The sequence below is a fragment of the Blautia sp. ZXY-1-B12 genome (genome assembly GCF_056339915.1).
This window is the reverse complement of sequence record NZ_JBWJVP010000225.1, coordinates 25,166-40,427: the sequence shown is the minus strand read 5'-3', so window position 1 is coordinate 40,427 and position 15,262 is coordinate 25,166. Positions and strand designations below refer to the sequence as shown.

At 42.2% G+C, this 15,262-nt stretch carries 12 protein-coding genes; 10 read left to right on the top strand and 2 right to left on the bottom strand.

Annotation, left to right across the window (positions count from 1 at the left end; all coding sequences use genetic code 11):
• The 8 genes from AC075L_RS15160 to AC075L_RS15125 form a co-directional block, all read left to right on the top strand.
• On the top strand, positions 1 to 429 hold a 429-nt coding region (locus AC075L_RS15160; RefSeq protein WP_476387870.1), incomplete at its 5' end, for a carbohydrate ABC transporter permease.
• Positions 419 to 604, top strand: coding sequence for a hypothetical protein (locus AC075L_RS15155; RefSeq protein ID WP_476387869.1), 186 nt, complete (start codon positions 419 to 421; stop codon positions 602 to 604). The genes AC075L_RS15160 and AC075L_RS15155, both read left to right, overlap by 11 nt.
• A gap of 32 nt (positions 605 to 636) precedes the next feature.
• Positions 637 to 3,015, top strand: coding sequence for a glycoside hydrolase family 31 protein (locus AC075L_RS15150; RefSeq protein WP_118331179.1), 2,379 nt, complete (start codon positions 637 to 639; stop codon positions 3,013 to 3,015).
• 227 nt (positions 3,016 to 3,242) lie between these two features.
• The gene (locus AC075L_RS15145; protein ID WP_270434708.1) at positions 3,243 to 3,632 is read left to right on the top strand and encodes a hypothetical protein; all 390 of its coding nucleotides are present in this window, start codon (positions 3,243 to 3,245) and stop codon (positions 3,630 to 3,632) included.
• Positions 3,633 to 3,740: 108 nt separating this feature from the next.
• Positions 3,741 to 4,256, top strand: coding sequence for a flavodoxin family protein BilS (bilS, locus tag AC075L_RS15140; protein WP_270434723.1), 516 nt, complete (start codon positions 3,741 to 3,743; stop codon positions 4,254 to 4,256).
• Positions 4,257 to 4,357: 101 nt separating this feature from the next.
• Positions 4,358 to 5,422, top strand: a complete 1,065-nt coding sequence (locus tag AC075L_RS15135) for an FUSC family protein (RefSeq protein WP_161233623.1) — start codon at positions 4,358 to 4,360, stop codon at positions 5,420 to 5,422.
• Positions 5,423 to 5,548: 126 nt separating this feature from the next.
• Positions 5,549 to 7,108: a cardiolipin synthase gene (gene cls, locus AC075L_RS15130; protein ID WP_008706252.1), complete on the top strand. Its 1,560-nt coding sequence runs from the start codon at positions 5,549 to 5,551 to the stop codon at positions 7,106 to 7,108.
• Positions 7,109 to 7,207: 99 nt separating this feature from the next.
• Positions 7,208 to 8,296, top strand: coding sequence for a class II aldolase/adducin family protein (locus AC075L_RS15125; RefSeq protein WP_119250514.1), 1,089 nt, complete (start codon positions 7,208 to 7,210; stop codon positions 8,294 to 8,296).
• An 89-nt stretch (positions 8,297 to 8,385) separates the two neighbouring features.
• Here AC075L_RS15125 and adhE read toward each other — a convergent pair whose 3' ends face one another.
• Positions 8,386 to 11,043, bottom strand: a complete 2,658-nt coding sequence (gene adhE / locus AC075L_RS15120) for a bifunctional acetaldehyde-CoA/alcohol dehydrogenase (RefSeq protein ID WP_476387868.1) — start codon at positions 11,041 to 11,043, stop codon at positions 8,386 to 8,388.
• 504 nt (positions 11,044 to 11,547) lie between these two features.
• Positions 11,548 to 13,380 (bottom strand): translational GTPase TypA, encoded by a 1,833-nt coding sequence (gene typA, locus AC075L_RS15115; RefSeq protein ID WP_055060077.1) that lies wholly within the window; start codon positions 13,378 to 13,380, stop codon positions 11,548 to 11,550.
• Between the two features lie 427 nt (positions 13,381 to 13,807).
• Between typA and AC075L_RS15110 the strand changes: the two genes are divergently transcribed.
• Together AC075L_RS15110 and AC075L_RS15105 are read left to right on the top strand one after the other, a co-directional pair.
• The gene (locus AC075L_RS15110) at positions 13,808 to 14,434 is read left to right on the top strand and encodes a single-stranded DNA-binding protein (protein ID WP_008706256.1); all 627 of its coding nucleotides are present in this window, start codon (positions 13,808 to 13,810) and stop codon (positions 14,432 to 14,434) included.
• Positions 14,435 to 14,715: 281 nt separating this feature from the next.
• Entirely contained in the window at positions 14,716 to 15,207 is a 492-nt protein-coding gene (locus AC075L_RS15105; protein ID WP_020993654.1) for a cob(I)yrinic acid a,c-diamide adenosyltransferase, read from the top strand.
• The last annotated feature ends 55 nt before the right edge of the window (positions 15,208 to 15,262 follow it).

Genomic DNA, 15,262 nt, shown 5'->3' with positions numbered 1-15,262 from the left:
ATGTCCGGATTTACTACTTTGTATGTAATTGTTGTTGCGTCTATGTCTGCATATATCATATCCAGATTCAAATTCAAAGGAAAAAATCTTCTGATGGCATTGATCCTTACAGTAGCAATGTTTCCGCAGATGATCATTATCGGACCGGTGTTCAATATGTACTATTCTCTTGGAAAACTGAATTCCTACTGGGTATGTCTGGCGTATTCATCTATTACTCTGCCAAGTGCAGTATGGATTATGGTGGCACATTTCAAACAGGTTCCTCTTGCACTGGAGGAGGCAGCGAAGATTGATGGATGTTCTACCTGGGGAACTTTATGGAGAATTATTTTTCCAATTGCAGCACCGGGAGTAATTACAGACTGCGATGATGACTTTTATTTCAGCATGGAACGAATATCTTCTTTCATGTACCATGAACAGTAATGAATCAATCCAGACAGTTCCGGTCCGTATCGGATATCTGAGAGGGCAGTATACAATTTACTGGAACCAGATTGCGGCAGCTGCTGTAGTTGTAGTAATTCCTACTTTAGTGATGGTATTACTGTTCCAGAAACAGATCGCAGCCGGAATTGCCAATGGTGCAGTCAAGGAGTAAACAGTTAAAGAGTAAAAAGGAGGCATAAACTGATGAGCTTAAAAAAATACGCAGTACCAACACATCCTTTGTGCTCTGCCGGCGCAGTGCTGCAGGGGGAAAATTACAGAATATCAATGTTGACAACCGCATTAATCAGATTTGAGTATAGCGAAGATGGGAAATTTGAAGATCATGCAACCCAGATGGTTTACAACAGAGAATTTCCTGTTCCGGAATTTCGTGTTGTAGAAAAAGAGGAAACTCTTGATATTTATACAAAGAATCTGGAGATTCATTATGATAAACAGAAATTTACACCAGGCGGTCTGATGGTCCGCGTTGCAGGTGGAATGGCAGGAGAGAGAGTATGGCATTACGGAGAAGAGACGAAAGATCTTCGGGGAACTGCAAGAACTCTGGACTGGGCCAACGGTGAAATCCCGCTGGAACATGGAATTATGTCAAAAGACGGATTTTCTGTTCTGAATGATTCTCATACAATGGTACTTATGGAAAATGGTTCTGTAAAACCAAGACAAAACAAAGGAGAAGATTTTTATTTCTTTGGTTACGGTCATCGATTCCTTGAATGTCTGAAGGATTTTTATCATCTTTGTGGAAAAACACCTCTTTTACCAAGATATGTGCTGGGTAACTGGTGGAGCCGTTACCACAAATATGATGAAGCAGAGTATAAAGAGCTGGTAGAGAGATTTGAAAAAGAAAAAGTTCCTTTTTCAGTAGCTGTTATTGATATGGACTGGCATCTTGTTGAGGATGTGGATCCTGTATATGGAAGCGGATGGACAGGCTATACCTGGAACAAAAAGCTGTTTCCGGATCCGCCGGAATTCCTGAAATGGCTTCATGACCATAATATGAAGGTAACATTGAATGTTCATCCGGCAGATGGAATCCGCCCATATGAAGAAGCATATCCACGTATTGCAAAGAAAATGGGAATGGATCCTGAGCAAAAAGAGCCGGTACTTTTTGACATAGCAGATGATAAATTCCTTGAGGTTTATCTTAATGATCTGCATCATCCGATGGAAGAAGACGGCGTAGATTTCTGGTGGCTTGACTGGCAGCAGGGAACTGTTACGAAAATACCGGGTCTGGATCCCCTTTGGATGTTGAACCATTATCACTATCTTGACAGTGTATGGAAAGGCAAGAGACAACTTACCTTTTCCAGATATGCAGGTCCGGGAAGCCACAGATATCCCATTGGATTCTCTGGTGATACGATTATTACATGGGAGAGTCTGAAGTTCCAGCCATATTTCACTGCAAATGCCAGCAATATCGGATATGGATGGTGGAGCCATGACATTGGTGGTCATATGTTTGGATACAGAGATGATGAACTGACTGCCAGATGGGTAGAATTGGGAGTATTCTCTCCGATCAACCGCCTTCACAGTACAGATAATCCATTTAATGGAAAAGAACCGTGGAAGTATAACCGGATTGTGGAAGAAACAATGAAGAAGTATCTTCGTATGCGTCATAGCCTGGTTCCTTATCTTTATACTATGAATAAGTATGCAAGCAGAGACGGAATTCCGCTTGTACAGCCAATGTACTATCAGGAACCGGATCAGGAGCAGACTTATCATGTGCCAAACAATTATTATTTTGGAAATGAGATGATGGTTTCTCCGATTACGGAAAAAATGGATGAGGTTGCAGTTGCTGCCAAAGCAGTTACCTGGATCCCTAAAGGAGTCTGGTATGATTTCTTTAATGGAAGAAGGTATGATGGCGGACGATTGATGGAACTGTGGAGAACTATAGATGAGATTCCTGTACTTGTAAAAGAGGGCGGTATTATCCCGCTGAAAGATATGGAGGAATATGACAATTCCATAGATAATCCGGAAAAATTCCTGATAAAAATATTCCCTGGTAATACAGGATCATTTGAACTGTGGGAAGATCAGGGGGATACAGCGGAAGATAATGATGAGAACTGGGTAAAAACACGGTTTGCAAAGGAGAAGAATATATTTACAATTTCCAGGGCTGCGGGAAATACAGATGTAATTCCTGTGAACCGTACATGGAAATTATGGTTCTATGGTGTGAAGGAATCCAACTTTAAAATATATGTCGGAGACCGGGAATGTGACTGTGTATCTGAATGGAAAAAGAATCCTGACAGATTTGAGATTATTGTAAAGGATATTCCAGTGGATCAGGAAATATGTGTAGAGTTTGTTGATGGAATAACAGAGTGTGAGCATAGATGGACAGAAGAGATTTTTGCTGTTCTGGAACGTGCGCAGATTGAATACAATTTGAAATCTGAAATTTTATCTACCATACAGAAACTTGGAAAGGATGCTGTGGCATCTTTGAATGCGATGCATCTGAATCAGGCTCTTTATGGAGAATTATTAGAGATTCTTACAGCAGAAATGTAATGTTTAATATCTGTTAGATGAAACTATTTTCAACAGTTCAAAAAATAAAAAAGTGATCGGGAAATAGGATCCCCAGAACAGGGAGGGTATGACTCATTTTGAGTTATACTCTCCCTGTTTAAGTTTATAAAAAAGGAGTCCTCCATTATTTTATTATTTTATTGAGAAAAGCCTGAGAAAAGTTTAAAATAGGAGATAATAAAAAATAAACGAAAGGAGTTTTTATCATGAGTAAACGAACAGAGAGAATGAGCCGGAGTGCAGCTGAGAGAATTAACCGCAAAGATACAGTGATCAGACAGAATAATGCAGAACTTGAGGAGCTGAGGAATCAGTATGAGAATCTAGACATCTGTGAGGAGGATAAGCAGGTGATTGATGATTATATTGCCTGCAAAGATGCCAGAGCTGACAGGATGGCAGAGAAGCTCTATGAAAAGGGAAGAAAAGATGTAAAGAGATGTATCCGTATTCGAAAACTGATCCGCAGATGCATAATTCTGTCTGCCATTGTTACAGTGGTGCTGGTCCAGTATAATAAGAATGAAAAGCTGAGAGAAAGTATGGAGGAGCTGCTGAAAATGTTCCGGGATGGAGTGTCGGACGAGGATTTATAACTGATATAAATAACGCAGATAAAAATGTACTTTCGGAATCTTTTTACAAAAGCAAATACAAGGAAGACTTCGAGAGTGCATAAAACAAAAAAAGGAGCAAGAGACAGCATGGGAATACAAAGATACTCGATTATATACAGCAGTAAAACAGGGAACACAAAGAAGCTTGCGGAGAAGATCAGGGAGGTATTGCCTGAGGAAAACTGTGACTATTTTGGAACAGAAGGAGCAAAGGCTCTCTCTTCCGACATATTATACATTGGATTCTGGACAGATATAGGGAATGCAGATCCTGCAACACTTGAACTGTTAAAGAGTCTGAAAAACAAGAAGATCTTTCTGTTTGGAACAGCAGGTTTCGGAGGCAGTGAAGCCTATTTCCAGCAGGTTCTCGGGAAAGTTAAAGAATCTGTTGATGAGAGTAATACAGTGATGGGAGAATTTATGTGTCAGGGGAAAATGCCCCAGTCAGTCAGGGACAGATACGTAAAGATGAAAGAGAAGCCGGATCATGCGCCGAACCTGGATGAACTGATCCAGAATTTTGACAGGGCGTTATCTCATCCTGACAATGAGGATCTGGACAGACTGGAAGAAATAATCAGAAGAGACCTGAAAAAATAATTAAGTCTTGACTAACAGAGGGAACTGCGGTATAGTGCTCGTTACTAAAAAAGGTAATTCATAAATTTTTATAGATTTTCGCGAAAGAGAGGTAACGAGATATGACATTTTATCAGGAATTACAATTGAGTTCGACCGGCTCCAAGCAGCTGATCAGAAGCACCACAGACCCAAAAGAGAAAAGACGGCACATTTTAATCTATAATTTTAAAGTGTATCTGGTTATGGCTTTTTGCGTAGCAGTGGTGAGCATGTACAGTAAGCTTACAGGGAGCAGCAACAGTGTAGTTGGTGTTACTGTTCTGTTGGCAGTGCTTGTGCTGCGGCAGGCAGATTTCGGGATCAGGACAACACATGGACTGCTTTCCATTGCAGGAATCTTCGGTATTCTTATGGCAGGACCCCGTCTGGCAAATATAGTGCCTCCGTTAGCCGCGTTTGCAGTGAATGCTGTGTGTATTTTACTACTGATGATACTGGGCTGTCATAATGTGATCATGTACAATCATTCTACCTTTGTTCTGGGCTATTTGCTGCTTCTGGGCTATGATGTGACAGGAAAGGAATACACCTTCCGTGTGATCGGCTTGTTGGTGGGAATGGTGATCTGTATGATCGTCTTCTATAAGAACCAGAGAAACAGAGCCTATCGAAGAACCTTCCTGGATTTGTTCCGGGAATTTGATCTTAAGTCAGCAAGAAGCAGATGGTATGTGAAACTGACACTGATCGTATCCAGCGCAATGCTGTTTATGAATCTTCTGGGACTTCCCAGAGCAATGTGGGCAGGAATCGCCTGTATGTCCGTATGTCTGCCTTTTACAGAGGACTGTATCCCAAGGTCTGTGAGCAGAGGAATGTTTAATGTTGTGGGCTGTCTGCTGTTTATTGTGCTGTATCTGGTACTTCCTAAATCCATGTATCCGTACATTGGAATGATCGGAGGAATCGGAGTTGGATATTCAGCAGGATATCCGTGGCAGACTGCATTTAATACTTTTGGAGCCTTATCTATTGCAGCAGGGATCTTCGGAATGCCGGCAGCAGTAGCGCTTCGTATAGGCGCCAATGTACTGGGAGCAGCTTATACGGTAATCTGCAATAAAGTGACAGATAAAGTAGCAGAGTATATAGGCACAAATAAATGTGCAGAAAATCTTTCCTGACTGAAACTGCGGAGCAGTTATCCGGTTATAAGCAAGTAAAAAAAGCGGACGATTTTATCTGTCTGATATGTGTTCTGGGAACAGAGTGAATATTAACGTATAATGACAGAGGGAGAGAGAAAGAATATGAAACAGGATACCCTGGAAGGCAGGGCGAAAACGAAAAATGGTGTAAAACGATTATGCTTTTCCGCAGTATGTATTTTACTGGAAGCAGCTTTTATCATTGCTATGATCACAAAGCTGAATCAATATGCGGAGATTATCAATCTGATGACAAGGCTTCTTGCAGGTGTACTGGTTCTTAAGCTGTATGCGTCAGACCAGACTTCATCTATGAAAATGCCCTGGGTTATTTTGATCCTTGTATTCCCTATCTTGGGAGTGGGATTGTACTTACTGATTGGTCTCAATGGCGGTACCCGTAAAATGCGGGAGCGTTATGACCAGATCGACAGGGAACTTCTGCCGTTGCTTCCCAATGACAGTGAGTGCAGGGAAACGCTTGGCAGGAAAATCCCGAAGGCAGGCAATATTTCTGATTATATACAGAAAAATGCCTCCTATCCGGTCTATCAGAATACAGATGTTATTTATTATGATGAGGCAGTCAAAGGGCTGGAGGCTCAGCTGGCAGATCTGGCAAAGGCAGAGAAATTCATTTTTATGGAATATCATGCCATTGAGGATGCACAGGCCTGGCATAAAATCCAGAGAGTTCTGGAAGACCGCGTAAAGGCAGGCGTAGAAGTCAGAGTATTTTATGACGACATGGGTTCCATTGGGTTTATCAATACAGACTTCATTAAGAAAATGGAAAATGTGGGAATCCATTGCAGAGTGTTCAACCCTTTTACTCCGGGCCTGAATGTGTTCCTGAATAACCGGGATCACCGCAAGATCACAGTGATCGATGGAAAAGTGGGATTTACCGGCGGTTACAACCTTGCCAACGAATATTTTAATTTCACACATCCTTATGGACAGTGGAAGGATACAGGTATCCGTCTGGAGGGGGAGGCAGTCCGTTCCCTAACAGTAACATTCCTGGAGATGTGGAATGCTGTCAGTGATAAGGATAAAAATGACAGTGATTTTACCGAATTTCTGGTCCAGACAGATTATCAGGCAAAGCAGACAGGATTTATCCAACCCTATGCGGACAGTCCTATGGATCATGAACAGGTAGGTGAAGAAGTGTATATCAGTATGGTGAATAAAGCGGAAAAATACTGCTGGTTTATGACTCCGTACCTGATCATCACAGATGAAATGACCCATGCTCTGTGTCTGGCAGCCAAGCGAGGGGTAGATGTAAGGATCATTACACCTGGTATTCCGGATAAAAAGATGATCTACAATATCACACGATCCTTTTACCATGGACTGGTAAAGCATGGAGTGCGTATTTACGAATGGACACCTGGTTTCTGTCACGCAAAGATGAGTGTGGCAGATGACTGTATGGCAACCTGCGGAACCATAAATCTGGATTACAGAAGTTTGTATCATCATTTTGAAAACGGCTGCTTTATGGCAGACTGTCAGGCAGTTCTGGATATCCGAAATGATCTTGCAGCAACCATGGATGAATGCCGTGAAGTGACAGAACAGTACAGTACCGGACGCAGCGCGTATCTGCGCCTGGGACAGCTGTTTATGAGGTTATTTGCGGGACTATTATAACGTTACTGTTTACTCCATAACACTTGGAAAAAAGCAGAATATCGTGTACAATGGAATGGGTAATAGCAAAACTATTAAAATATGGGAGGTATTTTAACTATGGATCTTTCAATCTTAGTAAAAATGTCAAATACTTATGGAAGCAACCCTGCCTATGTTCTTGCAGGCGGTGGCAATACTTCTGTAAAAGACGACACTACATTGTATGTAAAAGGCTCTGGTACACAGCTTGCCACAATCAAGGCAGAGGAATTTGTGGAAATGAGCAGAACACGTTTGAATGAAATCATGAAGACAGATTATCCTGAAGATGATGTCAAACGTGAATCACTGTATCTTGCAGATGTTATGGCTGCAGTAACAGATGCTGACAAAACAAAACGTCCAAGTGTAGAAGCACTGCTTCATAACTTATTTGCCTATACTTATGTACTGCATGTTCATCCTACACTTGTCAATGGACTGACCTGCGGAAAAGGGGCAAAGGAACTCAGTGAACAGCTTCTTGGAAAAGATGTACTCTGGATTGATATCTGCAAACCCGGATATACACTTGCGCGTATCTGCTATGAGAAAATGAATGCTTATAAAGAAGAATTTGGAAAAGATGTTCAGGTTCTTCTGCTCCAGAATCACGGAATTTTCGTTGCAGCAAATACTGTAGAGGAAATTGGAGCATTATTTGACGGCGTGATCAGTAAATTAGAGAAACAGGTAAAGAGAACTGCTGATGTCAGTGATGCTGTTACATCTGAAAAAGAACAGGCAGCAGAGAAGCTTTCCCGGTTATTGGGACATGCAGTAGAAGTTGTACCTGTAGCGGAAGCTGATAACTTCGTAAAAGATAAGGCAGCGGCTGCACCGCTTCTGAAACCATTTACACCGGATCACATTGTATACTGTGGACCATATCCGTTATTTGTAGAGGATATTGACCAGGCAAAAGCTGCGCTGGATGCATTTATGGCAGAGAATGACAAAGAGCCAAGACTGATCCTGGTACAGGGAGTCGGTGCCTTTATCATGGAAGATGATAAGGGAAAAGCTGCAAAAGCACAGCTTCTTGTAAAAGATGCCATTAAGCTTGCAGTATATGCAGAAAGCTTTGGTGGCCCGCTTCACATGACAGATGATATTACATACTTCATCACACATTGGGAAGCAGAAGCATATCGCAGTAAGAAATAATATAATAAGGGCTGTCGTTTTTTGACAGCCCTTATTATATTGGTTTAAACACTATATTTTTAAAGGAAAAGGTTTATTTTCAGCAAATCTTATTTCGTTTCTTTTTTCTCTTTGGCCTTCCTGGATTCAGGAATATTTCCCTCTCCATAGTAAGCTTTCAGATAGATTTCTTTCAGCTCAGACATTAATGGATATCTCGGGTTGGCACCGGTACACTGGTCGTTGAATGCCTGTTCGGTCATTTCGTCCAGAGTTTCGAGGAAGTATTTCTCGTCTACGCCGTATTCTTTGATCGTATGTTTGATCTCGATAGTATCCATCAGTTCCTGCAGTTTCTGGAGAAGCTTCTCAAATACTTCGCTGTCGTTCTTGCCTGTCAGACCTACAGAACGGCCAATCTCAGCGTAACGTGCAAGTGTGTGCGGATACTGATACTGTGGGAAGGTACCCATCTTAGCTGGAACTTCGGCTGCATTATAGCGCAGAACATGAAGCAGAACCAGAGCATTTGCAATACCATGTGGAAGGTGATGGAAAGCTCCCAGCTTATGAGCAAGAGAGTGGTTTACGCCAAGGAAAGCATTTGCGAAAGCCATACCAGCCATGCAGGAAGCATTTGCCATATGCTGTCTGGCTTCTACATCAGAACCATCTTTGTATGCACGTGGCAGATAGTTAAATACCAGTTTGATTGCATTTAATGCAAGACCATCTGTATAATCAGATGCCATCATGGAAGCATAGGCTTCAAGTGCATGAGTCATAACGTCGATACCGGAAGCACAGGTCAGTCCCTTAGGTGCGCTCATCATATTATCTGTATCAACAATAGCCATGTCAGGCATTAATTCATAATCAGCCAGAGGCCATTTGATACCTGTAGTCTTATCAGTAATGATAGCAAAAGGTGTTACCTCGGAACCTGTACCGGAAGATGTTGGAACAGCTATAAAGTAAGCTTTCTTACCCATATGCGGGAATGTGAAGATTCTCTTACGGATATCCATAAAGTCCATAGCCATATCATCAAAGTTGGCGTCCGGATTTTCATAGAGAACCCACATGATCTTGCCGGCATCCATTGCGGAACCACCGCCCATTGCGATAATGCAGTCAGGCTCGAACATTCTCATTGCAGCAGCACCGGCTCTTGCAGAAGCGAGAGATGGATCTGGCTCTACATCGTAGAAGCAGGTATGTACGATTCCCATCTGATCTAATTTATCTTCGATCTTTTTAGTATATCCATTCTTATAAAGGAAAGAGTCTGTTACGATAAAGCAGCGTTTCTTGTGCATAACAGTGCCAAGTTCATCCAGAGCAACCGGCAGGCAGCCTTTTTTGAAATAAACTTTTTCCGGTGTTCTAATCCAGAGCATATTTTCTCTCCTTTCAGCAACGGTCTTGATGTTAATGAGATGTTTTACACCTACGTTCTCAGATACGGAGTTGCCACCCCAGGAACCGCAGCCCAAAGTCAGGGACGGAACAAGTTTGAAGTTGTAAAGGTCGCCGATACCGCCCTGAGAAGATGGAGTATTGATGAGGATACGGCAGGTCTTCATAGCTGCTGCGTGTTTTTCCATCTTTTCCTTCTCTCTTGTGTCAATGTAGAGAGCGGAGGTATGTCCATAACCGCCGTCAGCTACAAGCTGTTCAGTTTTGGCAATCGCTTCGTCAAAAGTTTTGGCCTTGTACATGGCCAGTACAGGTGAAAGCTTCTCATGTGCGAATTCTTCGCTGATGTCTACAGATTCAACTTCGCCGATCAGAATCTTTGTTTCAGGAGGAACTGCAACACCGGCCATCTCAGCGATAGTGGCAGCCTTCTGGCCTACGATCTTTGCATTCAATGCGCCATTGATAAGGATAGTTTTTCTTACTTTCTCTAATTCATCCGGTTTCAGGAAGTAACATCCTCTGTAAAGGAATTCTTCTTTTACTTTCTTATAAATGCTCTCAAGAACAGTTACAGACTGTTCGGAAGCACAGATCATACCATTGTCAAAGGTCTTGGAATGGATGATGGAGTTAACTGCCAGACGGATATCTGCACTGTCATCAATGATAACAGGAGTATTTCCGGGACCTACACCTAAAGCAGGTTTTCCGGAAGAATAGGCAGCCTTAACCATTCCGGGACCACCTGTGGCAAGGATGATGTCTGCTTCACGCATAACCTGATTTGTCAGATCAAGACTTGGAACATCAATCCATCCGATGATTCCCTCCGGTGCACCGGCTTCTACAGCTGCCTCCAGAACAACCTTTGCTGCCTCAATGGTACATTTCTTTGCGCGGGGATGCGGACTGATGATGATTGCATTACGTGTTTTCAGTGCGATCAGAGTTTTGAAGATTGCAGTAGATGTTGGGTTGGTTGTAGGAATAACAGCAGCAATCAGACCGATCGGTTCAGCGATTTTCTTAATACCGTAAGCAGTATCTTCTTCAATCACACCGCAGGTTCTGGTATTCTTATATGCGTTGTATACATATTCGGCTGCGTAATGGTTCTTGATAACCTTATCTTCTACAATACCCATTCCTGTTTCTTCAACAGCATCTTTAGCAAGCGGGATACGTGCTTTGTCAGCAGCAGTAGCGGCAGCTTTAAAAATCTTATCTACCTGCTCCTGGGTAAATGTTGCGAAAATCTTCTGTGCCTCTTTCATGGCTGCAATCTTTGCAGTAAGGGCTTCAGGGGTGTCGATGATGGTTGGGATAGTGTTCTCTTTTTTTGCCATTTGGGAATCCTCCTGTTTGTGTTTTCGTTAAAAGTATTTACCGTGACCTGTTATGTTTTTATTATATAAATAAACTGATTATTCGGTCAACAGTAACATTGATATGAGCATAACGAAATATTATGGTGAAAATTGTGCATAATCACGTAAATAATGTGAATAAAATATCAATTGTCAGAATATATGAGAAAAATTTAACAATATATGTTCTGTTGGCAACTGAGAGAAAGTTAAAAAAATAACGTTAATAAATTAACAACCTCGATGATGCTATTATATGACTTTGTTAATCATTTGTCAATTACATAGCATATGAAAAAGTTAACAAATACTAACTAGGAATTTCGTGAAAATATAACAATATAATTTGTAGAAGGATTTATGTTTTTCCATATGTTTGCAGGAGATTAAGAGTTACTGTGAACGGAGTGAACAGTAATGATTAAGAAAAATTAAGCCCCGCAAAATCTGCGGGGCTTAATTTTTCTTAAGTTTCTATTTGTTTCAGGCTTTTCTGAAAGCGGCTCTCTTACGTTCTCTGGAATCCAGAAGTCTCTTACGGATACGGAGAGACTCTGGTGTAACCTCAAGGAGTTCATCCTGGTCGATGAAATCGATGGCCTGTTCCAGACTGAGAACTCTTGGTGGAGTTAATTTCAGTGCATCATCAGCGGAAGAAGAACGTGTGTTAGTCAGATGTTTTGTCTTGCATACGTTCAACTCGATATCTTCGGCTTTACCATTCTGTCCGATAACCATACCGCTGTAAACCTTTGCACCAGGTCCGATAAACAGAGTACCACGCTCCTGGGCTGCGAACAGACCATAAGTAACAGCTTCACCAGCCTCGAAAGCGATCAGAGATCCCTGTTTTCTGTACTGGAAATCTCCCTTGTAAGGAGCATATCCGTCAAACATAGTATTGATGATGCCGGTACCCTTGGTGGAAGTAAGGAACTCACCGCGGAATCCGATCAGTCCACGGGAAGGAATGTGGAATTCCAGACGGACAGTACCGTCACTGGCAGTACTCATACCCTGCAGCTCACCTTTACGTTCGCTCAGCTTCTGGATTACAGTACCGGAAAATTCTTCCGGAACATCTACATAAGCGATTTCCATAGGTTCAAGTTTCTTTCCGCGCTCGTCTGTTTTGTACAGAACCTCCGGTTTACTTACTGCGAATTCATAACCTTCACGTCTCATGTTCTCGATCAGGACAGACAGATGAAGTTCTCCACGTCCGGAAACCTTAAAGGCTTCTGTTGTTTCAGTATCTTCTACACGAAGGCTGACATCTGTATTCAGCTCACGGTAGAGACGGTCACGAAGATGACGGGATGTGATGTATTTACCTTCCTGGCCTGCCAGCGGACTGTCATTTACGATGAAGTTCATGGCAATGGTAGGCTCGGAAATCTTCTGGAAAGGAATTGCCTCCGGGTTTTCTCCGCCGCAGAGAGTATCACCGATATGGATGTCTGCGATACCGGAAATAGCAACGATAGCACCGATAGTGGCCTCTTTTACTTCAACTTTGTTCAGACCGTCAAACTCGTAGAGCTTGCTGATCTTAACTTTCTTACGTTTGTCCAGATCATGATGGTTTAACAGAGTCAGTTCCTGGTTAACAGCGATTGTACCGTTTTCAACTTTACCAACACCGATACGTCCAACGTATTCATTGTAATCAATCGTGCTGATCAGAACCTGAGTATCTGCCTCCGGATCTCCTTCCGGAGCCGGGATATATTTCAGGATTGCTTCAAATAACGGAGCCATATCCTTAGGAGTGTCGTTTAAGTCGATCACAGCATGTCCTGCTTTGGCAGAAGCATACAGGAACGGACAGTCAAGCTGTTCATCAGAAGCACCAAGATCCATAAGAAGTTCCAGAACCTCATCTACAACTTCATCCGGACGGGCTTCCGGACGGTCGATCTTGTTGATACATACGATTACATGAAGGTCAAGTTCCAGTGCTTTCTTAAGAACGAATTTTGTCTGAGGCATAGCACCTTCGAAAGCATCAACGAGAAGAATAACACCGTCTACCATCTTAAGTACACGTTCTACCTCGCCGCCGAAATCAGCATGTCCTGGTGTGTCAATGATGTTGATTTTTGTATTTTTGTAATGAACAGCTGTGTTCTTGGATAAAATAGTGATACCACGTTCACGTTCGATATCATTAGAGTCCATGACACGTTCCTGAACTTCCTGATTTTCGCGGAATACACCGCTCTGTTTCAGAAGCTGGTCAACCAGAGTTGTTTTACCATGGTCAACGTGGGCGATAATGGCTACGTTACGGACATCTTCACGTTTTGTTCTCATAAAATGATTTTCCTTTCCTCTTTAAGCTTTGAATGGGTAACTGTTCGGCACACTGGCTGAACAGTTACCGGAATTGTTAATATTCATGTGTTATCAGCAGGATTATTTTGCTGCAAAAGCAGTTTTTTCAAATATGATTTAATCTTGCAGATGAATTTGTTCCTATTATTATGTGTTTTTTTCTTCAATAAGTTACCCGAATTTTCAGTTTACCACATTTTCGCCAGATTACAAGGTGTTAAAATAATTTTTTTTATTTTTGCAGATTCTGGTTCTAAATGAGAATGCCTGTACATAACCTTATAAAGAACAATACAAGGTACAGAGGAGCATATGCGGGATCGCTGAAAAAGCAGAGACTATTTACGGTCTACACTGCAGGCAGGGATTCTGACACAGGTGCTCTACAGGGAAGGAGAACCACATTATGGCAGATAAAATTATTGAAAACAATCAGGTATCTATGATGGGCAAAATTGCAGCAGGCTTTACATTCAGTCATCAGGTCTTTGGAGAAGGCTTCTATATGACTGAGCTGCTGGTCAAAAGGCTCAGTGATTCGGAAGACAGGATTCCGGTGATGGTTTCTGAACGGCTGGTGGATGTAACGCAGGATTATATCGGAGAATATGTGGAAATCCATGGACAGTTCCGCTCATATAACCGCCATGAGGAGAAGCACAACCGTCTCGTGCTTTCAGTATTCAGCAGAGAACTGAAGTTTGTGGAAGAAGAGGATGAAACAGTTCCGGTAAATCAGATTTTTCTGGACGGATATATCTGTAAGCCTCCGGTGTACCGTAAAACTCCTCTTGGAAGAGAAATTGCGGATGTGCTGTTGGCAGTAAATCGTCCGTATGGAAAATCAGATTACATACCATGCATCTGCTGGGGCAGAAATGCCCGCTATGCATCTGCGTTTGAGGTTGGCGGTCATGTCCTGATCTGGGGACGTATCCAGAGCAGAGAATATATGAAACGGATCGGGGAAAATGAAACAGAGAAGAGAGTTGCGTATGAAGTATCTGTAAGCAAGCTGGAATATATGGAATAATTCCATTGCCGCAGGCAATTTGGAATGAATTTTGGCCACGTTACTGTGAACGGAGTGAACAGTAACGATTACTGTAAACAGTAGCACTTGCAATTCTTCATAAACTGCGGTAATATAAGCGTATTCAGATAACTATGGCAGCCTGCTGTTCCACGAAGCATTCCGGCGTGAATATGCCGGAAGCTCATCGCAGAAGTCGAAAACAGACTGCTGTTTATCATGTCTGTAATGACACAGAGAAGAAGGTACAATTTCAATAACGATAAGAGGAATTGTTTGTTATGGAAAAAGAATTTACAGAGGTTTACTGTGGCGGGGGAAAGGGAAAGACAACTCTGGCGATCGGTCAGTGTCTGAGAGCTTCCGCACAGGGTAAAAGCGTCATTATTATTCAGTTTCTGAAAGGAAGAGAGCGCAGGGAACTGGATTTTCTGGAGGAACTGGATAATCTGGATATTAAGATATTCCGTTTTGAGAAGCATGATGAAGGATATGAGGAACTGAATGAGCAGGAGAAGGCAGAGGAGAAAACCAATATTCTCAATGCTTTGAATTTTGCGCGCAAAGTGATCGCAACGCAGGAATGCGATTTTCTGCTCCTGGATGAGATTCTTGCACTTCCGGATTATGGGATCACTACTGCAGAGGCAATCGGTGATATCCTGAAGATGAAGGACGAGAGTATGCATATTTTGCTTACGGGACGGACGTTACCGGACAGCCTGCGTAAATATGCAGACAGCATAACTACACTGACAACAGAGATTGTATAAGGTGTATAAAACCTGATTATTGTTTATGAATGGGCAGTAATCTGTATGGAAATTA